The 24,114-nt window shown below is 33.9% G+C and carries 24 protein-coding genes; 4 read left to right on the top strand and 20 right to left on the bottom strand.

The window, feature by feature from the left end:
- Window positions 1-58: 58 nt before the first annotated feature.
- From CLU83_RS08340 to CLU83_RS08295, 10 genes are all read right to left on the bottom strand, one after another.
- On the bottom strand, window positions 59-2,095 hold the full coding sequence (locus CLU83_RS08340) for a S41 family peptidase (RefSeq protein ID WP_100431173.1): 2,037 nt from the start codon (window positions 2,093-2,095) through the stop codon (window positions 59-61).
- A 10-nt stretch (window positions 2,096-2,105) separates the two neighbouring features.
- Window positions 2,106-3,188, bottom strand: a complete 1,083-nt coding sequence (gcvT, locus tag CLU83_RS08335) for a glycine cleavage system aminomethyltransferase GcvT (protein WP_100431172.1) — start codon at window positions 3,186-3,188, stop codon at window positions 2,106-2,108.
- Window positions 3,189-3,821: 633 nt separating this feature from the next.
- Window positions 3,822-4,286, bottom strand: a complete 465-nt coding sequence (locus CLU83_RS08330) for a DUF962 domain-containing protein (protein ID WP_100431171.1) — start codon at window positions 4,284-4,286, stop codon at window positions 3,822-3,824.
- 54 nt (window positions 4,287-4,340) lie between these two features.
- Entirely contained in the window at window positions 4,341-4,847 is a 507-nt protein-coding gene (locus CLU83_RS08325) for a GNAT family N-acetyltransferase (protein ID WP_100433677.1), read from the bottom strand.
- A gap of 151 nt (window positions 4,848-4,998) precedes the next feature.
- Window positions 4,999-5,574, bottom strand: a complete 576-nt coding sequence (locus CLU83_RS08320) for a DJ-1/PfpI family protein (protein ID WP_100431170.1) — start codon at window positions 5,572-5,574, stop codon at window positions 4,999-5,001.
- A 349-nt stretch (window positions 5,575-5,923) separates the two neighbouring features.
- The gene (locus tag CLU83_RS08315; RefSeq protein ID WP_100431169.1) at window positions 5,924-7,783 is read right to left on the bottom strand and encodes a U32 family peptidase; all 1,860 of its coding nucleotides are present in this window, start codon (window positions 7,781-7,783) and stop codon (window positions 5,924-5,926) included.
- Window positions 7,784-7,969: 186 nt separating this feature from the next.
- Window positions 7,970-8,371 carry an ester cyclase gene (locus tag CLU83_RS08310; RefSeq protein ID WP_100431168.1) on the bottom strand — a complete coding sequence of 134 codons (402 nt, stop codon included), beginning with the start codon at window positions 8,369-8,371 and terminating at the stop codon, window positions 7,970-7,972.
- A 99-nt stretch (window positions 8,372-8,470) separates the two neighbouring features.
- A complete protein-coding gene (locus CLU83_RS08305) occupies window positions 8,471-9,052 on the bottom strand; it encodes a Crp/Fnr family transcriptional regulator (protein WP_100431167.1) in 582 nt (193 codons plus the stop codon).
- A 163-nt stretch (window positions 9,053-9,215) separates the two neighbouring features.
- A complete protein-coding gene (locus CLU83_RS08300; RefSeq protein WP_100431166.1) occupies window positions 9,216-9,767 on the bottom strand; it encodes a dihydrofolate reductase family protein in 552 nt (183 codons plus the stop codon).
- A 116-nt stretch (window positions 9,768-9,883) separates the two neighbouring features.
- Window positions 9,884-10,831 (bottom strand): hypothetical protein, encoded by a 948-nt coding sequence (locus CLU83_RS08295; protein ID WP_100431165.1) that lies wholly within the window; start codon window positions 10,829-10,831, stop codon window positions 9,884-9,886.
- Window positions 10,832-11,231: 400 nt separating this feature from the next.
- On the opposite strand from CLU83_RS08295, the gene CLU83_RS08290 reads away from it, so the two are divergent.
- Both CLU83_RS08290 and CLU83_RS08285 read left to right on the top strand, forming a co-directional pair.
- Window positions 11,232-12,080 (top strand): NAD(P)H-hydrate dehydratase, encoded by an 849-nt coding sequence (locus CLU83_RS08290; protein ID WP_100431164.1) that lies wholly within the window; start codon window positions 11,232-11,234, stop codon window positions 12,078-12,080.
- A gap of 77 nt (window positions 12,081-12,157) precedes the next feature.
- Window positions 12,158-12,610: a hypothetical protein gene (locus CLU83_RS08285; RefSeq protein ID WP_100431163.1), complete on the top strand. Its 453-nt coding sequence runs from the start codon at window positions 12,158-12,160 to the stop codon at window positions 12,608-12,610.
- Window positions 12,611-12,903: 293 nt separating this feature from the next.
- Here the strand turns inward: CLU83_RS08285 and CLU83_RS08280 are convergent, their stop codons facing one another.
- The gene (locus CLU83_RS08280) at window positions 12,904-15,006 is read right to left on the bottom strand and encodes a beta-galactosidase (RefSeq protein ID WP_100431162.1); all 2,103 of its coding nucleotides are present in this window, start codon (window positions 15,004-15,006) and stop codon (window positions 12,904-12,906) included.
- A gap of 172 nt (window positions 15,007-15,178) precedes the next feature.
- Here CLU83_RS08280 and CLU83_RS08275 point away from each other — a divergent pair, with 172 nt between their 5' ends.
- A complete protein-coding gene (locus tag CLU83_RS08275; RefSeq protein ID WP_100431161.1) occupies window positions 15,179-15,973 on the top strand; it encodes a HipA family kinase in 795 nt (264 codons plus the stop codon).
- Entirely contained in the window at window positions 15,951-16,334 is a 384-nt protein-coding gene (locus CLU83_RS08270) for a DUF3037 domain-containing protein (protein WP_100431160.1), read from the top strand. The genes CLU83_RS08275 and CLU83_RS08270 overlap by 23 nt, the downstream gene beginning before the upstream one ends.
- Before the next feature lie 228 nt (window positions 16,335-16,562).
- Here CLU83_RS08270 and CLU83_RS08265 read toward each other — a convergent pair whose 3' ends face one another.
- From CLU83_RS08265 to thrC, 9 genes are all read right to left on the bottom strand, one after another.
- Window positions 16,563-17,363: a DUF1961 family protein gene (locus CLU83_RS08265; protein ID WP_157802040.1), complete on the bottom strand. Its 801-nt coding sequence runs from the start codon at window positions 17,361-17,363 to the stop codon at window positions 16,563-16,565.
- A gap of 712 nt (window positions 17,364-18,075) precedes the next feature.
- Complete coding sequence (locus CLU83_RS08255; RefSeq protein ID WP_100431158.1) at window positions 18,076-18,366, bottom strand: YciI family protein; 291 nt, start codon at window positions 18,364-18,366, stop codon at window positions 18,076-18,078.
- A gap of 27 nt (window positions 18,367-18,393) precedes the next feature.
- Window positions 18,394-18,591, bottom strand: coding sequence for a YqaE/Pmp3 family membrane protein (locus CLU83_RS08250; RefSeq protein WP_100431157.1), 198 nt, complete (start codon window positions 18,589-18,591; stop codon window positions 18,394-18,396).
- Window positions 18,592-18,642: 51 nt separating this feature from the next.
- Window positions 18,643-19,050, bottom strand: a complete 408-nt coding sequence (locus tag CLU83_RS08245) for a VOC family protein (RefSeq protein ID WP_100431156.1) — start codon at window positions 19,048-19,050, stop codon at window positions 18,643-18,645.
- A 233-nt stretch (window positions 19,051-19,283) separates the two neighbouring features.
- The gene (locus CLU83_RS08240; RefSeq protein ID WP_100431155.1) at window positions 19,284-19,733 is read right to left on the bottom strand and encodes an SRPBCC family protein; all 450 of its coding nucleotides are present in this window, start codon (window positions 19,731-19,733) and stop codon (window positions 19,284-19,286) included.
- 227 nt (window positions 19,734-19,960) lie between these two features.
- Window positions 19,961-21,094 carry a DGQHR domain-containing protein gene (locus CLU83_RS08235; RefSeq protein WP_100431154.1) on the bottom strand — a complete coding sequence of 378 codons (1,134 nt, stop codon included), beginning with the start codon at window positions 21,092-21,094 and terminating at the stop codon, window positions 19,961-19,963.
- Window positions 21,095-21,098: 4 nt separating this feature from the next.
- Entirely contained in the window at window positions 21,099-21,554 is a 456-nt protein-coding gene (locus tag CLU83_RS08230) for a hypothetical protein (RefSeq protein WP_100431153.1), read from the bottom strand.
- 3 nt (window positions 21,555-21,557) lie between these two features.
- On the bottom strand, window positions 21,558-22,367 hold the full coding sequence (locus CLU83_RS08225; protein ID WP_100431152.1) for a Dam family site-specific DNA-(adenine-N6)-methyltransferase: 810 nt from the start codon (window positions 22,365-22,367) through the stop codon (window positions 21,558-21,560).
- Between the two features lie 389 nt (window positions 22,368-22,756).
- Window positions 22,757-24,046 carry a threonine synthase gene (gene thrC, locus CLU83_RS08220; protein ID WP_100431151.1) on the bottom strand — a complete coding sequence of 430 codons (1,290 nt, stop codon included), beginning with the start codon at window positions 24,044-24,046 and terminating at the stop codon, window positions 22,757-22,759.
- Window positions 24,047-24,114: the final 68 nt, after the last annotated feature.

Genomic DNA, 24,114 nt, shown 5'->3' with positions numbered 1-24,114 from the left:
ACAGCTATTCCTTATTTTTCCAAAAGCTATAGAAAAATCTTTTTGTAAATTATGTTAATTAGTTTTTTCTTATTGCTTTATAATCGGATATAATTGAAATTGATTCATTGAGATAGTGGTTAGATCTTAAGCTGTCAAGCTGTATTTTATTATATTCGATAAGTGATGGATAAAGTAACAGCAATGATTTGTTATATTCGGAATTGTATACGTTTAAATTCAGGTTATCTATTGCGAAATTATTGATTTTCTCTGATAAGCTGTTAATGTTCGATAGATTTTCGAAAACAGCAACTAAGGTCATTGGTATTTCAAACTTTGGTTTATTTATTATTGCATCGATATTTGCATTGAGTGCAATAACGGATTTGAAATAAGGGTCTTGTGCTACTCTTTCTCTGCTTTTTTGGGCAAGCGATTCAATTAATTCATTGCTTACATAAGGACTAAAACGAATTCTTGAATTTAAGGTTTCATTTTTTAAAGCTGTTGGGAAATCACTTTCTTTCTGAAAAACATCTTGATAAATTGTAGGGATTTGCACGTCAGGAATAACGCCGACTGCCTGATGGCTTTTTCCGGTAATTCTGTAGAACTTACTGACTGTTAGTTTTACAAAATGCTGATCATCATTCTTTTCTAAAGGCAGTATAGTCTGCATAGTCGCTTTCCCTAAAGAGGTGCTTCCTATTATAACAGCTCTGTTGTAATCCTGCATAATATCGGCAAAAAATTCGCTTGCCGAAGCTGAATTTCCATTAATTATAATTATAATAGGACCTTTGTAAATAACCCCTTTATAAGGATCGTTTATTATTGATAATTGTTTTTTGTTATCTGTTACTATCGAAATTGGACCGCGGTCAATGAATAATCCTGCTAATTTCACAGCTTCTTCCATAGATCCGCCGCCATTATCAGTCAAATCAAGAATTAGCCCTTTAATGTCGTCCTGCATTAGTTTGACTGTTTCTTTAGCGACATCCTGCGCACATCCTTTGTTGTTTCCTTCTTCAAAATTGGAATAAAAACTGGGGATTTTTATATAGCCTGCTTTGATGCCTTTATCTGCTATAAAGCTGTAAACTGTATTCTCTTCATCTTTTAAAACCTGCTTTTCAATAAACACTTTAAAAGGTTTTCCTGAATTCCGTTTAAGTGTTAATGTAAGGTTTGTATTTAATTCCGATGATATCATTGCGGCAATCGATTCCAGCGAAGAGCATGAAACTTCCAGAGTTTCTTTTTGATTGGAAATGGCCAGTATTTGATCTCCTTTTTTGATTTTACCAGTCTTAAAAGCCGGACCGTTTGGATCAATTTCGATTATATTGATTTCGTTCTTTTCATTTAAGCTGACTTCTAATCCAAGTGAAAGTTTTTCTTTAGATAAAGTGGATACAAAACTGGATTTAGTTTCATTGCTGAAATAATTGGTATGAGGATCAAAATAACCGCAAAAAATATTGTAAAAATTATCTTCAAAAGGTTTGTCGTTTGTAAGCGACACATTGATTTTGCAGAGCTCGTTTTCGATGATATTTTTTTGAGATCTGAGACTCATCGTGCTGAAATTAAGCTTAAGCGAATCTAAATTTTTGCTTTTTCCAGCAATATCATTAAATACTTCGTATCTTATTTTCTTGTTCCAAGCTTTCTCTGCTTCATTTGCTTTTAAATAGAAATTTGAATCCTGCTTTTTGAATCTGACAGTATCTTTCGTATTATAATCAATAGTTTCTTTGTTGAGTTTTTCTAATATTGCCTTGTTTCTTAAAAGTGATTTTTTATATTCCTTTCTGATGTCATTCAAAAAAGAACAATTATTATTTAGAATAAGATTGTCCAATTGAAGCCTGTATATATTGGAAAGTGAATCAGCCTGTGATTTTAAAAAAACATTTCTTGAAGGGTCTAAATTGTTCAATAATTCATCAAAAACATAAGCCGATAAACTATCGTTCACCGGCTTTGGATTATAGTGTTCTTTTTGAAGCAGTTTGTTTATTTTGAGTAAAATATCACAATTAGTACTGCTATTTTGTGCAAATAGAGAAAATGTTGAAAACAGCAGTACAAATGTGATTTTTTTCATATGTTGATGTTTATTTTTTATAAAAAGGAAGTTTTACCACTTTGGCAGGAACATCATTTTTTCTGATTCGGATAAAGATATCGCTGTCAACAGCACTATTTTCTGTAGTAACATAACCTAATCCGATTCCTTTATTCATTGAAGGTGACATTGTTCCAGAAGTAACAATTCCAATTACAGCTCCCGAAGCATCAACGATTTCATAATCGTGTCTTGGAACAGAGCGCTCCTGCATTTCAAAAGCGACTAATTTTTTGGTTACACCTGCTTCTTTTTGTTTTTTAAGATTATCAGAATTACTAAATTCTTTAGTGAATTTAGTAATCCATCCTAAACCAGCTTCTAGCGGAGAAGTAGTGTCGTTAATGTCATTGCCATATAAACAGAATCCCATTTCTAAACGCAAAGTGTCTCTGGCTGCCAAACCAATTGGTTTAATTCCATAAGAAGCACCAGCCTCAAAAACTTTATTCCAAATTGTTTCTACTTCGTCATTTTTGCAATAAATTTCAAATCCTCCTGAACCTGTATAACCTGTTGCTGAAATAATAACATTAGGAAATCCGGCAAAATCAGCTACTTCAAAATGGTAATAGGCTATTGCAGATAAATCAATGGACGATAAGGACTGCATAGCTTCAACGGCTTTTGGTCCTTGAATTGCCAATAATGAATAATCATCTGATAAGTTTCTCATCTCAACACCCAAATCATTGTGCGACGAAATCCAATCCCAGTCTTTGTCAATATTTGAAGCATTTACAACCAGTAAATATTGTTCTTCCTTCATTTTATAGACAATTAAATCATCTACAATTCCGCCGTCATTGTTAGGTAAACAGGAATATTGGGCTCTCCCAATTGTCAAAGCCGATGCGTCATTCGAAGTTACTTTTTGAATCAAAGCCAATGCATTTGGACCCGAAAGTATAAATTCTCCCATGTGCGATACATCAAAAACTCCTACTGCATTTCGAACCGTTTCGTGTTCTGCATTCACCCCTTCATAAAGAATAGGCATATTGTACCCGGCAAACGGCAGTATTTTCGCTCCCAAACCCTCATGTATGTGCGTTAAAGCAGTATTTTTCATTTGTTTTTTTTATAAAAATTAAAGTGCTAATTTATAGCTTTTATTTTGCTTGGCAAAGGTTATAAAAGTTGAAATGTATTTAAAAGAAAAGCTTTTTTAGGGCGCAACTCCATTGTTTAAAATTACAGTTGTACCTCCTTTATTTTTTTAAAGAAAAAAAATAAAGGCTCTATCCCTTGCGCAGGGCATTACGGTTAAAAGGTAAAATGAAGTTTTAATAATACTGTTTTAATTGTTTTATTTGGCTAAAAATCAGAAGTATAAAGTTAATTGTTTCTAGTAATTATTTATTTGAAAAATCAATTGAATTTAAATAATTTATTTTAAAAGACTTTAGTTTTTTACTTTAATTTTTACTTTGAGTAATTTAGGGAATCAATTTTGTTTATTTCTATGATTTTATTTTAGTAATATAAACCCGTTGAGCTAATTATTTTCAACACATAGAAACATAGAGTATGTAAGCTAGAAAGAAGGCGTTTCACTTTTTTAAAACACACATAGTGAACTATGTGAAAGAAATGTATTTCTTTTTTTGCATTCTTTTTTAAGTAAAATCTATGTTTCTATGTGTTAAATAAAAACTTTACGAATTACACCAATTGGTTAATTTAAGAATATTGAGGCCTAATATTATTTTTTAGAAAATAAATTCTGAACTACCCATGCAGGTCCAATCATTAAGAATTGAATATCTTTTAGAAATGACGGTTTTTTGCCTTCGATATTATGACCATAAAACTGACCAATCCAAGCGATAACAAAAACACCAATAGAAAATGCCCAAAGCGGTACAAATTGCCCGATATAAAAATTAAGAACTAAGCACAAAATTGAAAAAACAGCTATTTTGATTGCCATTGAAACCGATAATCGGATGTAGAAAAACAATACAAAAATCAAAATTACTGTAGCCCAATTTTCTATAATAGGTTGGTTTAAGTGTAATAAACTATTTAGAAAACTACTTGGAATACTCATCAATAATCCTACTATAGAAAAGAAAATTGCAGGAACACAAATATAATGTATCGCTTTATTTTTTGGGTTTTGATGACTTACAGCATATTCTTCAAACCATTGATCTAGTGTTTTCATAATTGATGTTTTTTTTACTAATTTATGAAATAATAGCCAATGAGAATAAAAGAGCTAAAGTATTTTTTCTAAGACTGCGAATTCCAAGTGCTGGTCAGTAATTATAGTATCAGCATCATTAAGTAGGAAAGGTTCTCTTGTTCGAGTATCGACGTAGCCATGACGGTTATACCATTCAATTAATTTTTCTCTAATCGTGATTACAGTCATTACGATTTTAGATAAACCTAACGAAAGCGCATGAACTTCGGCTTCATGTAAAATTTTCTTCCCAATGCCTTTATTCTGCAATTCAGGGGAAATAGCCAGCATTCCCAAATAGAGTTTATCTCCTTTATTAGTAAGTAAAACAGACCCAATGATTTGATTGTTTTCTGTATATTTTAAAATAGTATTGTTTTTGTCTTTAAGGATTTCTTCCAATTGATCCAAAGTAATCCTTTTGCCTTCCAGTAAGTGAGCTTCTGTGGCCCATCCCTGTTTAGAAGTTTCTCCTCGATAAGCTGAATTGATTAATTTTTCTAAGGTTGCAATATCATCAAAGGTTGCTTTTGTAATCATTTGCGGCAATTTTAATTTCGATTAATCTTGAATTTTACTTTTCAAAGATAAAAAAACTACAGCAAAATTGTTTTCGCTGTAGTTTTTAAAACTTTATTATTTGTTCTGAATACTTGATTTATTTCTATAAAAGCAATTCTCAATATAGTGTTTAAATTTCAATTTTAGCTCCCATAATTTTTAGAAATTCTCGAATGAAACTTGGGTGTGCCGGCCATGCAGGCGAGGTTACTAGATTTCCATCAACAAATGCTCCATCAACTGGTATAGATTGGAATTCACCTCCTGCCAATGTCACTTCTGGACCTACTGCTGGGTAAGCGGTAAGTTTGCGGCCTTTCACCACATTTGCTGCTGTTAATATTTGAATACCATGGCAAATGGCTGCTACTGGTTTATTGGTGGCAAAAAAATGCTGCACTATTTCGATTATTTTTTCGTGTAATCGTAAATATTCTGGCGCTCTTCCTCCAGCTATTACTAATCCATCATAATCATTAACATTTATGTCATCAAAACTATAATTCAATGCGAAATTATGCCCAGGCTTTTCGGTATAGGTTTGATCGCCTTCAAAATCATGGATGGCAGTTTTTATAGTGTCTCCCTTTTTCTTGTTGGGACAAACGGTATGAACGGTATACCCAACCATTTCCAGCATTTGAAACGGCACCATAGTTTCATAATCTTCGGTGAAGTCACCGGTAAGGAACAATACTTTTTTCATTTTATCTCAATTTTAAAATTATTATAAGTCGAATCTTATTTTTTTTGATTTATAAAGTTAATGAAAAGAGATTATTCGTTTTATTTTTAGGGTATTAAATTTTTGTATTTCTTTTGATTATTAAATGACCCGCAAACTTGTCATCCTGACGAAGGAAGGATCACATTAGAAATTCCGCAAAGTAAATTTCCAATCTTTATAGCGTTTTGTGTATGATCTCTCCTTCGTCGAGATGACAATATTGAGTGTAGGTATTGTGTGATATCAACCTAGCAGCCTATAAAAAAAGCTACAAAGTAAAGTTTCCTTCTCTTTGCAGCTTTTGATAAAAATTTTTAAAATCAGATAATTAATCCTCTTCAATTTCGAATTCGGCGTCTTTTTCCCAAATCTCCATTTCGCAGGGTTTACAGTTGAATTTTAGTTTGTATTCCAATTCTCCCTGTTTCAGTACTAATGGTTCTTTCAGTTTGCCTTCCATGGTGTCTTTATGGTATTTTGGGCATTTGGCCAGCTCGTATTTGATGCAGTATTTGGTAGTCATCACACGAGATTTTCCAGGATCCCATTGCAGTTCAAATGCTTTTTCGATTTCGGTTACACCATGGCGTTCGTAAAACTTTCTAGCCAGTTTGTTCGAAACATTATACATGAAATCCAATTTAGTTTCAGGATAAGGATGATCTGTTTTTTCAATTTTGCGTTCCTCGCGTTTGTAGTTTTTCAAACGAATTTCAGATAATTGCTCATAAACAGTTCTGCGCATTTCATTGATTTTTGAGATAGGCAAAAACCAATTATCCGTAAACTGAATCGTTATTTCATCGGCTGTGTAAGGCGTAAAACCAGTTTTTGCTAATTGCGTTTTGATATTGTCTTCTATGGATTGATTGTTTTTGGTTTGCTCTTTTGGATGAACCAATTGAACCGAACTTACATTTCCGTCTTCATCAGTAGCAAGTAGTTCAAAGCCAGTTTCGTTTTCGAATAATAATAACGAAGTACTGATTTTTCGAACGGCACTGTCTTCACGTTCCACTATTTTGATAAAAGCGGCATCATTATTTCTGTAAATGAAAGTGCCGTCTTTGATTTCTTTCAGGACATTTGGATAAGCCAAACCATTTTCAGCTTTATTAACATAGATACCTTCAGCTTCGTTGTCGTCATTGATGTAGCACAAACCGTCACCATTGTTCAATTGTTCACCATTTTCAATTTCGTATGCATTTCCAACGGTACGGATTAGTTTACCGATGTATTGTCCTTTTGATTTTGGGCTTTCCCAAGAACCAATAGTGGCATGACGTTCATTGACAAAATAATCAGTATAACCGCGGTTGAAAGTACGGTTCAATGCCGAATCAAAAGTGAAAGTGCATTTTCCGGAAGAAGCTTTGGTGTATTTATCGTTATCAGCCAAGAAAGCGTCCAGTTTTTGTCTAAGGTAAGAAACATTGTTTTTTACATAAACGATGTCTTTCAAGCGTCCTTCGATTTTAAAGGAACAAACACCGGCTTCCACTAAATTTGGAATCTCATTCGAAACATCAAAATCTTTGATAGAAAGTAAGTGCGTGCTTTTGATTAATGTTTCTCCGTGACCATCAATCAGGTTGTACGGCAAACGGCAGTTTTGGGCACAAGAACCGCGGTTGGCAGATCGTTCTCCATTGGCAACACTCATGTAGCAATTACCGCTGAAAGAAACGCACAAAGCTCCGGTTACAAAGAATTCCAATTCCACATCGGTTGCATTACTGATTTCTTTGATTTGATGCAGGTTCAATTCACGAGCCAAAACGACACGTTTGATTCCGGCATCTGACAAAAATTTCATTTTGTCGGCATCCCTGTTGTTGGCTTGTGTGCTGGCATGCAGGATGATAGGAGGCAAGTCCATTTCCATAATAGCCATATCCTGAATGATAAGGGCATCAACGCCAATATCATACAGTTTCCAAATCATTTGGCGACAGGTTTCCAATTCGTTGTCGTAAAGAATGGTGTTCATAACCACAAAAACGGGAACATTATATAAATGAGCGTATTGTACCAAAGCAGCAACATCTTCAATAGAGTTGGTGGCATTGGATCGGGCGCCAAATTGAGGAGCACCAACATAAACTGCATCGGCACCGCTGTTAATGGCGGCAATACCGTGAATTAAATCTTTTGCAGGCGCTAAAATTTCTATTTTCTTCTTCATCAGTTGATGATCAATTTATAATTTCTAAAAAGCGTGCAAAGTTCTTATAAATAATCCGAGATTTCTAACCCAAAGGAATTTTTTTTGAATGTAATGGAAGATAAATAGCTGTTTAGCTTAATGTCTACTGGATTGATAGTTATTTTATTAATTTCTAATAAACTTATCTAAAGTATTATTAATGATTTAAAGACCTTGAACTATCTGCATAAAATCATTTCTACTCCAGTGGTCAGTAATCTTTCCGTCCTTTAGAATATCTATTTCAATTACATTCATTTCTACTTTTTTGCCTGTGGCTGGTTTTCCCATAAATTCTCCTGTATGTGCTGCAGATATTGTTTTTCTCAAAGACACTTTGTCATCTTCGGCTAACACTTCGTGAATTTGCACAGTAACTTCTGAAAAGCCTTTATGAAATCCAGTGATGAATTGAATCATTACGCTTGCATCTGTGGGCGCATTGGGTGGAGCAGTATGATTTTTAAAATTATCGGCCAACAATTCTTTTGTGATTGCCGTATTTCCAGATTGAAAAAATTCTTTATTGAATCTAATTACCACTTGTTTGTTGTGTTCTATTGACATTGTTTTTGGTTTTAAATGATAATGCAAAGTTGGCGGTAATTAACGGCTTTGACCCTTAAACTAGTTTAAGAAACAGGCTTAATATAGCTTAAGAACAAGTTATTTTTTCGAAATGGCATTGCGAATTTTACTCAAAAACTCTGGTGTTATACCCAAATATGAGGCAATTTGAGTATTGGGCAGTCTATTGATTAGATGCTGGTATTGGTCAAGGAAAGTGATATAGCGTTCGTCTGCTGTTGAGCTAATGTTTTGTAAAACTCTATTTTGAAGTTCTAAATATTTGTTTTCTATAATTACTCTGAAAATTCGGTCAAATTTTTGGTGATTGTGAAAAAGATAAATGAGATTAGTTTTGTCAATTTGTAATATAACAGTTGGCTCAATAGCTTCAATGTAAAGTTGGCTGGGCTTTTCTGAATGAAAACTGCCATTGTCGGTTATCCATTCGTTTTCAGAGGCAAATTGAATATTATGTTTTGATGTTTTATCGTCAACTGCATACATTTTTAAAAGACCTGAAATAATAAAAGTGTAATGTTTACAAACATCATTTTCTTGAAGGATAAACTGCCTGCGCTTAATTCTCTTTTCAGTTACACGATTTCTTAATTCTTCCTTTTCCTTGCCGTTTAGAAGAATGTAATTGTCAAAATACGTTATGAGTTTGTCTATGTTCACGATATTTTTTAAGGTTGCAGATAATGTTTCACTGCTGCAATTGGTTTGGAATTATAATAGACAAATTTTAGAATTTGCCTAGATACGCAAATATAAAGCTATTATTTAGATCAATAGCAGTAACAACGGCTCCGCAAAGTCAGAAGACTTTGTTTTTTATTTGTTATTCGTTTCTCGGTTCATAATACAGAATTACCGCTCCACCTTTAAAGGTTTTAGTCTTTACGAGTTTAAAAATTGTTCTATCGTTTATGTTTTCAAATAATAGCAAACCGCTTCCTGCAACAACCGGATATATGCAAAGTTGGAGCTCATCAATCAAGTTAAGTTTCATTAGCTGTATAATTAAACTGGGACTGCCAACAAAAATTGCTGCACCTGATTGCTTCTTGAGTTCCAGAACAGTTTCTTTTAAATTACCATTTGCTATGGCTGCACTTTTCCATTCAACATTGCTCAGGGTATGGGAAAAAACAATCTTTGGAATAGTGTCAATAGCTATGGCAAAGTCATTCATTGATTTTTCTTCTGAAGGATTTTCTAAAATTGTCCGCCAAAATTCCATAAGCTGATAGGTAGTTCTGCCATATAAAATGGCGTCTCCCTGACCCAGTAATTCCGTATAGTGTTGATGGATTTCTTCATCAGGCAATCCTGCAGTATGGTCGCAAACTCCATCAAGTGTCATATTGATTGCTGCAATTAGTTTTCTCATACTATTTTTGTTTAATCAATTGTTAGTTTTTATAAGATATTTCCCTTGATGATAGCCAATGTTCTGGTGTTAGTCGCTCCGCAAAGTCTCCCGACTTTGCGGAGCTGGGGTCGTTTTTATTCTTCAAAATCATCTTCTTCATTTTTACCAAAATATTCAAAATTAAAATCTGAACCTATCGCCAAAATATCATTTAATCTATTTTTTGATGGTCGTTCATCCTCATATATCGACAACATTTCATCTTTAACACTTCCGTCTTTATGAATATTTAAAATACTTTCAATATATTGGTTTGTATGATATTGTTCAAATGGAAGTGGTTCAATACTATCAATAAATTTCTTCAATTCGTCTTTTGGGAATTTTTTTAGTAGAAATAAAAGAACCTCTCTTTGCATTAATTTTTCATTTTTGAAATCAAACTCTTTCTCTGTGAAAATTTTATAAGCCTTCGAATTATATCTTATTTCGTGAGTAAAAGTGCCAATTCTTCTAGCTTCTATTTTAATTAGGTCATATAATGTGGTTGAAATTTTATCGATTAATTTTCCTAAAAAGTTTTTAACTTGTTCTGTGTTTTCTAATAAATTTTGTGGTCCTTCAGTTAATTCTACTTTAAGTTCACTTATAATAAATTCAACTAATTTCTCTTTTTCTTGTGATGGTTTATATACAGAAGAAATGTTAAATCTTTCATATCTAACTGATTTATAAAAATTAGCCAATAGTACTAAAAATTTTATATGAGTTTTACCGAAATTTAGTTGCCTTTCCGCTTTAATACGTTTTAACAATTCTAAATGATTGTGGGTGATTAGTGATTTCTCAAATTCTTCTTGTGATTTATTTTTGTTGTCGTGTTCAATTAAAATAATCAGAATTTTTTCTAGCCTTTCAATTCCAACCGAAATATTATACAGAAATTCAAAACATTCTTCTTCAAATCTAAAATATTCAATATTATCTAAATGAAAAATTCCATTGTAAATAAATGTCCCTGAATTTTGTAATTCAGTTCCTAATCTAAAATTTTTCCAAAAAAAATCTTTTTCATTTAGCATTGTTTATTGAATTTAGGGGCTTATATAAAATGATGCACAACTTCTATATACTAGCCATAAAATGGCTCCAATTTGCCCATACTATTGGGTTTTATGCCATAAAACAGCTTTTTTAGTATTCAGCTAATTTAGTTTTTTTGTGTAAATAATTGTAAGGCTATTATGAATATTTCTTAAAAATAATAATCATCTCGTTTTCCTTAAAAGTTGTGGTGATTTGCGTGAGGGATAGACGGAAGCTACCGAAGTAGCCCAGATAGCCCGACCGCAGCAGGGAAAGGGGCTGTATACCCGCTGCTATGAGTCAGCCCCTTTTCCTGCTGGGGTCACGCCCAGAAAAGTTTGAAAGTTTGAAATTTGAGTTTTAGAATTTCGTATCTTTAATAGAAAAATCAATCTTATGAATACCGCAATTGCCATTGATAGAAATGAAATCTTAAAAAGGTACAAACCCATTGTAAAGCAAACCCATAAAGGCCTGCAGGGACACGCATTGCTCATTGGCGGGAGCTATGGCAAGATAGGAGCGGTGTGTTTGTCCAGTAAAGCTGCGCTGAAAACAGGCTGCGGATTGGTCACTGCTTTTGTACCGCAATGCGGTTATCAAATTGTGCAGATTGCTAATCCCGAAGTGATGGTGGTGACCGATGTTCATGAAAAACACCTTTCGGATATTGATTTTGATTTGAAACCAAATGCTATAGGAATTGGCCCGGGAATGGGACAGAAAACTGCAACCCAAAATGCGTTTCATGATTTTTTGTCGAATACCAGTATCCCAATGGTTATTGATGCCGATGCGTTAAATATTTTGGCGCAGAATCCGTCTTGGATGGCGTTGGTTCCGCCTAGAACTATTTTGACGCCACATCCTAAAGAACTGGAACGGCTGATTGGGAAATGGCAATTGGAGGAGGAAATGTTTCAAAAAACCATTGCTTTTTCGGTAGTAAACCAAGTGATTATTGTAATGAAAGGAGCGCCAACCCACATCATTGACGGCGAAACGGTTTATCGCAATATTACGGGAAATGCTGCGCTGGCAACAGCCGGAAGCGGTGATGTCCTGACGGGAATGATTACCAGTCTTTTGGCGCAATCCTATAAACCATGTGATGCTGCAATATTAGGCGTTTATCTGCACGGATTGACTGCCGATATTGCGTTGCCCGAAACAGGTTATCAATCTTTTATAGCTTCAGATAGTATTGCTCATATTGGGAAAGCGTATTTGAGTTTGGAAGATTAATTAAATGTTCATAAAAAAAACAACCAAGCTTGTTTATTGATATTTTATATTTGCTTTGTCAATTGTATTCGAAAGAAATGAGAACAAATAAACGCATAGTTAAACAGCTGTTTTTTATGGCAACAGTGATTATTTTACTGCAAGCTTGCAACAAGAGGGAAAACAATACTATCAGGAAATTTTACAAAGCTTCAAAAGGCGATGAAACAGCTTTTCTGTCATTAGTATTTACAAAAAACACTTTTTATGGAGAATATGAAATTCGATATGGTCTTTTGGGAAAAGATTCAGGAGCCGTTAGAGGAAATAGGATTGGAGATACATTGAGAGGAGACTTTTGTTACAGATCTTATGGCGGAGATATAAAAAGAGCACCTTTTGTTTTGCTAGAAAGCAATCAAAAATTAAAACAGGGAACAGGATTGATTTCGACTTATATGACGATACCTTTTTATGTGAAAGGAACATTAGAATTTAAAGATTCGAATTTTTTATTTGAGCCAATAGAGAAAAGGGAATTTGGGAAATGATTTTTCGTGTTATTTTTAATACCAATTCTTTTTTTAAACCATTAAGAAATTAAGAATCATTAAGCTTAATTTTTTTAATGGTTAGTTTTTGGATATCCTGCAAGGTTTTTTTTATACCATTTAGAAATATAAAATAGTTTCTTTATTTAACCTCACCCTAACCCTCTCCAAAAGAGAGGGGACAAGAATTGGATTATTTTATATTTCTAAATGGTATTAACTTGTAGGTATAAAACAGTTATTAAAACACCTACAAGGTCTCGGAAAAGACCTTGCAGGAGTACTAAATAATATTAATTTTTATATTTCCAAACCAATACATCTGCAGTTTTCAGGGATGGTGTTCCTATGATAATTTCAGCATTTGCAGGGATTTTCATTTTATACACTTTATCAGAATAGTTTACTGCGATTCCAAAACCATCTCGGTATTCGACCATAACGCCTTCTGGATAATTTTCAATCGGGATGTTTTGCTGTTGGTATAATTTAGTTAATACTTGTTTTTCAAGATCTCCTTTTTTCGAATCAACTCCAATATAAGTCACCGTTCCTTTACCTAATTTATGAGAAACAACAGCAGGAGTTCCGGCATAGAAATCGCCTTGATAAGTTCCCCATACTTCGGTTTCTTTGTCCGGTTTCAATAAATCGCCCCAGCTTGTCCATACAAATTCCTGATTGTTGAATTTAATTTTATCTGGAGATTGCGGCATCAATAAATCATAAGATTCTATTTCAGAACCAATCAGTTTCCACATCGGCTGATAAAATTTAGCTTCCCAAAGATGGCCTTTGCGGTTTTGGATTCCTGTACGGCAGCTCAATATCAAGTTTCCTCCGTTTTGTGCATAAGCAGTCAGTTTATCAATCATTTGCTGATCAATCATCTGATAAGCAGGAACGATTAAAATAGGATAATTTGAAAAATTAGTGGTATCACGCACAAAATCCACAGGCGCTCCAAACGATTTTACAGCCTTGTAATATTTTGCAAAATGTTCAGTTGTATTCCATTGGTTGGTTTGTCTGTTTAGTTCAATTCCCATCACATTATCAGGATTGAATAAAATCCCAGTTTTGCGTTTCAGATAGTCTTTTGGCAATTGAGATTTGGCATCGTATTTTTTACGCAGTGTATTGATGTCTTTTATGAACTGGCTAAATTCCAATCCGCCTGTGGTTGGGGTAACACCATCGGTTCCTACAATTCCGTAATGAAATTGCTCGTAGCCATACAAAGGCGCACGAAAGCGGTAGGTACAGGTAAATTTGCTCCCGCCGGCAAAAACATGCCATAACCACATACGAATTGCGCCAGGCAACGGCTGGGGATTAATGCTTCCCCAGTTTACTTGTCCCGGCTGTAATTCCATAACGCCATAAGCGCCTTTCAGCGGGCGGAAAAAATCATTGGACATTGAAATACGGGAATATTCTCCCACGCGATATCCTTTTGGACCAATGCCAAGATCGCTTCCGTAAACCATATATCGGGTGTAGCTTACAAAATCCAGTTCTTTGCTCATTCCTACATAACCCACGTCATACATTGGAATATAATTGGAAGTGATCCATTGATTTGGGTTTGAAAATTTACGGATTTCTTTAGCTTGATTGTCCAAAAAGGTAGCGGTTTCATTATCGGCAAAACGGTAATGATCAAGCTGTGAATGCAGGTTCATTCCCCATTCTGCGTGTAACGGAATATTGATTTCGTCAAAACTGCTGTAAGTACCGCTCCAGAAATTGTTTCCCCAAGCCTCGTTCAGAGTGCCAATGGTTTTGTATTTTTCTTTCAGCCAATCACGGTATCGCTGCGGAGCGTCTTTTCCATAATCCAGAAAACGGCGTGGCTCATTATCTACTTGCCAACCCATGATGCGTTTATCATTGCCATATCTTTTTGCTAATTCGGCAATCATTTTCATCGAATAGGAACGGTAGTAATTACTGGAAAAAGTAGCATGCTGACGTGTTCCATGATCCATTTTGGTGCCGTCTTCGTTAGTAGCAAGGACATCTGGATGTTTGCGGACGAGCCATACAGGAGGTGTAGCGGTAGAAGTACACATAATGACTTTGAGATGGTATTTTTCTGCCAGTTCCAATGATTTATCGAGCCATTTGAAATCGTATTTTCCTTCTTCTGGCTCTAGCTGTGCCCAAGCAAATTCTCCAAAATGAGTGAATTCAAAACCCATTTTTTCCATGTTTTGAAAATCACGCTCCCATTGAGAAGGATCCCAATGTTCCGGGTAGTAATAAACTCCTACAGAAGTTAAATCTTTGAGCGGAAAGAACTTTTCTAATTTTTGTGCAAATGTCGCCGAACTAAAAAGAAGCAGTAGCGCCAGAAAGTAGTGCTGATACAAGGCAGTAATTTTATATTTCATAAGAAAATATTTAGAAGTGTATGAATTACAAATATAAGTTTTTTTAAAAAAGGTTTAAGATTGTTTAAACGTTTAAATTGTTTAACGGTTTGGGCTGTCTGCAAAATCTTAGTAGCTTAGTATCTTTAAAGAAAATAGTTATTTGTAAGTTTGCAGTTCCTAAAACTGTGCTATGAAAAAACCACTTGAATTACGAACTGTAAATGTTACGCGCTACATTTCGCCATTACGTGAAGGCGGTTCACTGCCAGCTTTGGCCGAAGCTGATGATGATTTTAAATATGTTTTAAAATTCAGAGGAGCAGGTCATGGCGTAAAAGCCCTGATTGCCGAATTGATAGGAGGGGAGATTGCCAGAGTTTTGAATCTAAAAATGCCTGAATTAGTTTTTGCCAATCTCGACGAAGCCTTTGGACGCACCGAAGGAGACGAAGAAATTCAGGATTTATTGCAGGGAAGCCAAGGACTGAATCTGGCTTTGCATTTTTTATCAGGGGCAATTACTTTTGATCCTGTGGTGACGAAACTTTCACCCGAGCTGTCTTCGCAAATTGTTTGGCTCGATGCTTTTATTACCAATGTTGACCGTACGTTTCGAAATACCAATATGCTTATTTGGCACAAAGAATTATGGCTGATCGATCATGGAGCGTCGCTCTATTTTCATCATTCTTGGAATAGTTGGGAAACGCATGCCAAGAGTCCTTTTGCATTGATAAAAGACCATGTTTTACTGCCTCAAGCAACTGAACTGCAGGCAACAGATCTTGCTTTTAGAAAGCTACTTACCAAAGAAATACTGCAGGACATTGTTAATTACATACCAGAAGATTGGCTCCATTGGGAAGACAGCGAGTTAACACCCGATGAAATAAGAGATGTTTATTTTCAGTTTTTATGGACAAGATTAAACCATTCAGAAATTTTTATAAATGAAGCCCAAAATGCAAGAGAAAAACTTATATGAGTATGCCGTTATTCGCGTTGTGCCAAGGGTAGAACGAGAAGAATTCCTGAATGTAGGCATTATTCTGTTTTGCAAAAAAGCGAAATTCATAAAAATGCGCTATGCTGTCAATGAAGCTAAATTGCTGATGCTTTCCGAAGATTTTGATTTGGAACAGCTCGAATTAAATTTAGAATCTTTTCAGAAAATAGCTCACGGAGGAAAGGCCGGCGGACCTATCGGCGAGTTCGATATTCCGTCCCGTTTTCGTTGGTTAACAGCTATACGTAGCTCAGCGATACAAACTTCTAGACCGCATTCGGGTTTTTGTGAAGATTTGGATAAAACCATTCAGCGTTTGTTTGAAGAATTGGTTTTATAAAATAGGATTAGCGATTTTTCAGTGCAAATGTATGAGTTAAAAAAATAACCGCAGATTCGCTGATTTTTTTTTGAAAAGCAGATTTTTCTAATTTTATTGAGCCTAATTTACTTCGTCAGCTCGCTTAGCTCGGGTGCATAAGTTTGATTGAATGGGCATAATTTAGTTGCTAAAATTTACATTAAAATCTGCGAATCTGCGGTAAAAAATCATATGTTAAAGGTTTTTCTATCTCTTTGTAAAGACCGAAAAATCTTTATACCGAGCCGATCTAGTATGCATGTGCCTTAAACCAATTCTGCCCTCAAGTATAGCTGGAGAATTGGAAAGATCCCAAGAGAATAGTTTCGAAATGTTTTTCCCAACTACTTTAAAATAAAGTTTTTTATCGTTTTTGATAATTGTTATCTGATACGTTTCATTAGGATTAAACAGTCCTGTTTCAAAACTCGCGCTCGGAATTTCTGTTGTGGTATTAAAATTTTGACCCGCAAGCACAGGATACTTTCGCACTCTGATATAATCGTTTTTTATATCTGTGTTTTTATTATCATACGAAGCATAGCTAATGTGCAGCGCTTTCATATTCGTATAATACGTTTTCATCGCCGGAATTTCTCTTAAATTATTCCATTGCGATATATCTTCGACATAAGGAGCAATACCAATACCAGTCGCCTGAAGATATAAAATCGTAGCCCAGATCGTCTTGTTGTCTGTTTTTGTGTAGCTGTATTCGATTTTTACATCTCCTTTAAAAGAATCTTTCGTCCATAATACCGCATTATAAGCATCATCTCCTTCCACATTCCCGCCGCTAAAAAGCATTCCTTCCTTTGTGTTTTTAATATCGGCATGAAGCCCGTCCAAAAACCATTTGGATTGCCAATCCTTAGTACAGGGATCATTAAATTGTAATTGCCATTGCTTTGATTGGTTTAGGGTTTCAAATTCAGCTAAATCAGTATTTTGACCTCTCATTAAAGCCGAGAAAAAAAGTATGAGAATCAGAAGCAGGTTTTTATCCATTATCAATATTTTTATTGTCTAAAGTAGTAAACTTACTTCAGTAACCGATAATTTTTTTATCATGAAATGTATAATTTGGGCGTAACCCCAAAGCAGAAAATTTCGTTTCAGATTTATCTTTCTGTTGGCTTTGGGGTCGGGCTTTTGGCTTTATTCCCGATATAGAAAACTACGGCTAAAAAGCCTTGTTTTTTTAAATCGGGAGATATCACCGCAATCCCTTACGCGGGCTGTACGTTGATAAAGAAATTTAGCGGTTAAAACATTGATATTTCATCTGATTTTGAAATATGGTTTAATGGGAGTGTTTATAATTCTTAAAAGTTCCAAATAAATTTGCTGAAAATACAGTAAATGATAAGATATTACAAACCATTAAAATTTCTATTTCATTAATTTCCATTAGAACTGCAGAAGCCAAAATAATTGCTGTATGTAAAATTGAAAGTTTTAAATTTGTTTTTCTTTTGCTGAAAGCGATAATTCCATAAGCTAATAAAAAGACATAAAAGAAGATTAAGAAAATTAACGGACTTAAATAAACCATATTGATATCCCAAGCCCATCCAACAGTTTTGTTAATTCCAAAATGTTTGCATCGATTTGAAAATAGATTGATGAGAATGAAAATCAGAAATAAAATTAAAACCATTCTTTTCTGAAAAAAATATTGAAGTAATTTCATATTGGTTTTAGTCTAATTGATAAAACCCTATTTTTCTATAAAAACCGCAAAATCTTCATCATATTTGGTCGGAATTACTTCGGTGATTTCATAATCAGCGATTTCATTCTGATAAAAAGGATCTTGCTTAATAATTTCCTGCAATGAATCTCTGTCTACATTACGAACTAATATTACCCCGCCTGTTCTTGGATTTTTCCTTCCCGAAAAAATGAATTTCTTTTCAGAATAGTATTTGTCTAAAAATTGAATGTGAGATTCCATAAATTTTTCTATCTCACTTAAGTCTTTTTTATAGGATAATGAAACGATAAACATTTAGCGCGTTTTTTAGTTATGTTTTATTTATTGTTTTTTCAAAGCTTTAATAAGCTTATTGTTGCGTTTATCAGCTCTTGAGTTTTGCAGTGAAATAACAGCCCAAATTGCCGCAGGAATCCAGCCAATTAAAGTTATCTGCAAGATTAAGCAGAGAATAGAAGTTAGAATTCTGCCTCTCAAAAAGAAGGAAACAAACGGAAAAAATATTGCAATTAATGTCATAGTGTTTCTGGGTTGTCTGAAAATCAGTTATTTGTTTTTTGTTCCGTCTTGCTATGCTGTCGGAAATTTTGAAATATCCATATAGAAAATTTCCCAAGTGTGTCCGTCAAAATCTTCGATAGTCCGCTGTTGCATAAAACCATAATCTTTCATTTCGCTCGGCTCTATTCCGCCGGCGTTTAGTCCATTGGTCATAATGCTGTTTACCTCATCAACACTTTCAGTCGATAATGAAAAAAGTCCTGCTATGTTTGATTTTGTGTCAGCAATGGGTTTGGTTGCAAAGTTTGAAAACTTTTCGTGTGTCAAAAGCATTACAAAAATGTTTTCACACCAAACCATGCATTTTCCACTGTCATCCGAAAATTGAGGATTGTTCGTAAAGCCTAATGCAGTATAAAAAGCCATAGATTTTTGAAGGTCAGTTACTGCTAAATTGATAAAAATTTGTTTTGCCATTTTTTTAGTTTTTAATTCTTGTTGAATGTACTACTGTTTGAATAAAAAATTAAACACATAGACACATAGATTTATTGTCAAATCATTAAGAATGAATAGAAATAGCACCATTTTTCACATAGATTGTCTATGTGAAAAGTAAAACGTCTATCAAGCTCTTTTTAAAAAACTATAAATTCTATGTTTCTATGTGTTTAAAAATAATTAAACCCAATGAGTTTTTTACTACTTAGTTAAGCATCCGAAATATTAGGTTCTACCAAACGTTTTAATTTTTCTAACGATTCCTGCCAGCCTAAATAACACATTTCAGTTGGTATTGCATCAGGAATTCCTTCCTGTGTTGCAAAAAGTTCTGTACCGCATAGTACTTTTCGGAGTTCGATTGTTGTAATCATTTGTCCCGGTAAATTTGGGTCGTCAAACTCGTCTGAATATTTTAATCGTTCATTAGGTATAATTTCTAAATATTCTCCGCCAAATGAATAACTGCTACCCGTAGTAAAATTGGTAAACGACATTTTGTATTTTCCCCCAATTTGGAAATCCATACTATGTACTTTGCAGACAAAACCATAAGGCGGTAACCAAGACGCCATTGCATCCGCATCTGTGAATGCTTTATAAACTTTCTCAGGTGCTGCCGTAAAAACTCTGTGAAGTGTAACTTTATTATTTGCCATGATGTTCTTTTTTAGATAGTTAAAATTACTATTTTTTGGATTAAATTTTTCTGTTTGGCAAAATTTTTTGTTTGGCGGTGAGTGTTGTTTTATAATGAGTGCTAATGTTTCTTTGCTACAGCGGGTTGTTATTTTGATTTTAGATTTGTATTATTTGCTCAGCTTGTTTAGCAAGTCGGGAGACTTCGCTAAACACATAGCAACGAATACTTCGTGTAGTTGAACTTTTATATTATTCCGCTTTGTGTTTTTAAATCTTTATATAAATTACTAATTCCCATTCCACCTGGTACATATTTTGTTGTGTTGAAATCTTCTTCCGTTAATTCCATATTATCAAAAATGGTTTTAAATTCATCTTTTGTAATAACTTTACCTATTTTATCAAAACTTAAGTAGGCATCTTTAAAAAACTTCATCAATGCAATAAAACCAGTAGATTTATTTAATATACTATCGTTTTTAGTTTCATTCCAAGCGTTTGGCCATTTTTGTTGAACGGCATAAAAATAATTCCAAATAATTTGCGCAATTTGTATGTCATCAAAATCATCAATAAAAAGATTTCGCAAGAAATGTCTTTTTAGTTCTTTTTCGTGTACATAAGGAAGTTTAGCCTTTTTATCATTTTTATTACGTTTATAAAAATCTCTATCAGATTGTTTGTCGTTTGTTATATAAACTAACAAAGATTTTACAAAAGTATCTTGAGTGATTGTTTGGCTTAAAGTTTCTGCTTTTCCTAATATTTTTATTTTATTATATAATGGACTTCCTTCTTTTTTAGATAATGCACGAGCAATATTATGCCCTGTTTTTTGAGGACTTCTACTTTCTGCAAATGCAAATAAATCAGCAACTAAAGAATTTGACACACTCTTTTGTTCTTTATTGATTGTTGAAAAAACAATTGCTTGATCTTCTAACTCCATATCTAAATATATGGAAACTACTAATTGAAAAGTACTCGCTGCTTTTTCATAATGACGTAGTCCTGCAATTCTATGTTGGCCATCAAGCACTTTAGCAATATCATCTTTAAAATCGATTTCCATTATGCTTGTTTCTTTGTCGTATTTGACAAATTCCGATGAAACTGATATTATTATGCTGTTTGGAAATGTTGCATCAACTAAATTGACATATTTTCCAATCTCTTTTTCTCTCCTTGGATCCAAATGTCTTTGGATACCTATGTAATCTTCAATTTCTCTGTTGTCTTTTCCTATTTCTAAACGTCTAACATCAGCATATGTAATAGTTTCAAGATCTGAACAATCCATTGCTCCAACATACATTACACCAATTGGTTGAAGAACTTCAAGGCATTTAAAAGTTATTTTTTGTCTATTGTTTTCCATTTGATTAGTTTAATGCGTTTTCAATTACTACTTGTTCATTCCTTCTTTGTTCTCCGATGTCTGGAGAGTTTTTATTAGATACGACTTGAGCATAATAAAAAATTGGAATTGAAATAATAAATGATATTATTGATGAGTATTTTATTCTATTTAGATCTGGTGTCATTGTATTTGCAAGTGCTGTATAAGCAAACGAAAAAATCAAAATCAATATTATTGTTAAGAAACTAAAAATACTATTGAAATCACTTTTTCTAATTCTAAAATGATTGTATACAAGGAAAGAGGAACTTAATAATGAAACTGCATACAAAAAGAATTCACCAGATTTATATAAAGTTTCAGCAGATACATTTTCGGTTGTGAAAAATATCTTCATAACTCCAAATAATGTTGGAAAGATTACCAATACCAAAATAAATAAAGTTTCTAATAAAGCGGATTTATGATGTTCTTGCATAAATTATAAATTTGTATAAATTAATTCTTTGTATTTAGTTCTATTTGCACCAATGCCACCAATTGTACTTGCTCTTGACAATGTTGTTTTATTCCCTTTATCATTATATAATTTCTCAATACTCCAATGAGAAGCATTTGTCATTATGAAATTAGCATTTTTATTTTTTATTTTTATAAGCATTTTTGAAAGCTCGATTTGATTTTCCCAAGAAAACAAAGATTGATTATACTGTATAAATCCGTTATTTTCGTGAGCAACTGTATAAGGAGGATCAATAAATATTAGATCATTTTCTTTTACATCATAAAGAACTTTTTTAAAATCTTTGACTGTAAAAAAACAGTTTTTGAACATTTTAGAAACACGAGTTAAATGTTCAAAATCATACATTTTTTCAAGTTTCCTATGACCGAAAGGGACATTGTAACCTCCATTTTTATTAACTCTATAAATTCCATTAAATGAAGTTTTATTTAAATAGATAAATCTTGATGCTCTTTCAATATTATCTGTATAAATTGTTTCTCTCATTCTGTAATATTCAGTTTCGGAATTGATATGCGTTTTTAGTAATTCAAATAGTTCTTTTGGATTTCTTTTTAAAACTTTATAGGCATTTATTAATTCTTCATTACTATCTGATAAATAGCATTTCCCATTAATTAATCCTTTTGATTTTAAATAAAAAAATATTGCACCACCACCAAGAAATGGCTCGTAATAATTATTTATATTTCTTGGCAATAGCTCTTCAATATGGTTAGTAAACCAAGTTTTTCCTCCTGCCCATCTTAAAAAAGGTTTTGTCATTTTTCTATATTGTTCCTATTTTGTTCGATTTTTAAACCATGCCACTAGCTTGTATATATGAAACAAACTTTCGCTAATCTACCCAACTGGCAGGTTTATACACGAAAGTTCATTTCATAACTTTTTTTTTCAAATATATGCTTTTTTTCTTGCCATTTTTTAAAATTTAATGTTGAATAATAGTCTTTTAGATTTTGATGAAAGAATAAATAATTATGAAGTTTTGAACTATTTTTCTTAAAAATCCTGATGCTGTCGTAGCCCTGATGGAAGCGACATCCTGTGTGCCTGGGGTTCAGGCACACAGATACAGCGGACAGCAGGATTAGCTCCAAAAAAAAACGACTGAAATAAATCTCAGTCGTTTTGTATATGGTAGAATAAATTGGTTATCCTAAGAAAGCCTTCAATTCATCATAAGTTGAGATTTTAACGCTTACTTTTTCTTTGTTCATCACGCTCTCAATTTGTGTTGGCAGGGGCAAAGTAACACCCAAAGCCGGCTCAACTACATCGAGGAACTTGATAGGATGTGCGGTTTCAAGGAAAACACCAATTGCGTTTGGTATGTTCAGCAGTTCTTTTTTCAATCCTAAATAGCCAACAGCGCCGTGCGGTTCGGCGATATAGCCTCTTTCGTTATAGATGGCTTTTAATGCTGCCAAAGTTTCGGCATCAGTAAAAGTGTATGACGTAAAATCTTTTTTGAATTGCTCCAAATCATTTTGGTACATCTCCTGAATGCGGACGAAGTTACTTGGATTCCCAACATCCATAGCATTCGAAATCGTGGCAATAGATGGTTTTGGGTCGTAAATTCCGTTAGCAAGGAATCTTGGAACCGTATCGTTTACATTGGTAGAAGCTACGAAATGCTCAATTGGCAATCCTAATTTTTTGGCAATGATACCCGCGCAAATATTTCCGAAGTTGCCGCTTGGGCAAGAGAAGACTAATGGTTTACCTTGGCTTTTCAACGCTTTGTAAGCAAAGAAAAAGTAAAACATTTGTGGTAACCAACGCGCAATATTAATCGAATTGGCAGAGGTCAGGTGTATGTGTTCTAAATCTTTATCTAGAAACGCTTTTTTGACCATGTCCTGACAGTCATCAAAAACACCGTCAACTTCAAGGGCTTTTATGTTTTGTCCCAAAGTTGTTAATTGTTTTTCCTGAATGTCGCTCACTTTTCCCGAAGGGTAAAGAATAACCACATCGACTCCGTTCACGCCAAGAAAACCGCTGGCAACGGCTCCTCCCGTATCTCCGGAAGTCGCTACAAGAACGGTATTTTTGCTGTTTTTGCTGTCTCTGTTAAAATACGCCAGACAGCGGGACATAAATCTCGCTCCCACATCCTTGAACGCCATTGTTGGACCGTGAAATAATTCAAGGGAATAGATTCCGTTTTCTACTTCGACCAAAGGGAAATTAAAGCACAGTGTTTCGGCAATGATTTGTTTTAAAGTATCGGTTGGGATTTCGTCTCCGACAAATTGTTTGATAGCCTCAAAAGCGATTTCTTCGTGCGATAAATTTTCGATAGCCTCAAAAAAACTCGAAGCTAACGGTGTGATAGTTTCTGGGAAATACAATCCTTTGTCGGTTGCTAATCCTTGAATTACCGCTTCCTGAAAAGAAACGTTTGGTGCATTATGGTTTAAGCTGTAATATTTCATTCTTCTTAGTGATTAGTGACTAGTAATTAGTGAATAGTCTTTAGTGCTAATCACTAATTACTAGTCAC

Origin of the sequence: Flavobacterium sp. 1, from assembly GCF_002797935.1 — a bacterium.
In the GTDB taxonomy this organism is placed as follows: domain Bacteria; phylum Bacteroidota; class Bacteroidia; order Flavobacteriales; family Flavobacteriaceae; genus Flavobacterium.
This window is presented reverse-complemented; position numbering and strand designations above follow the sequence as displayed.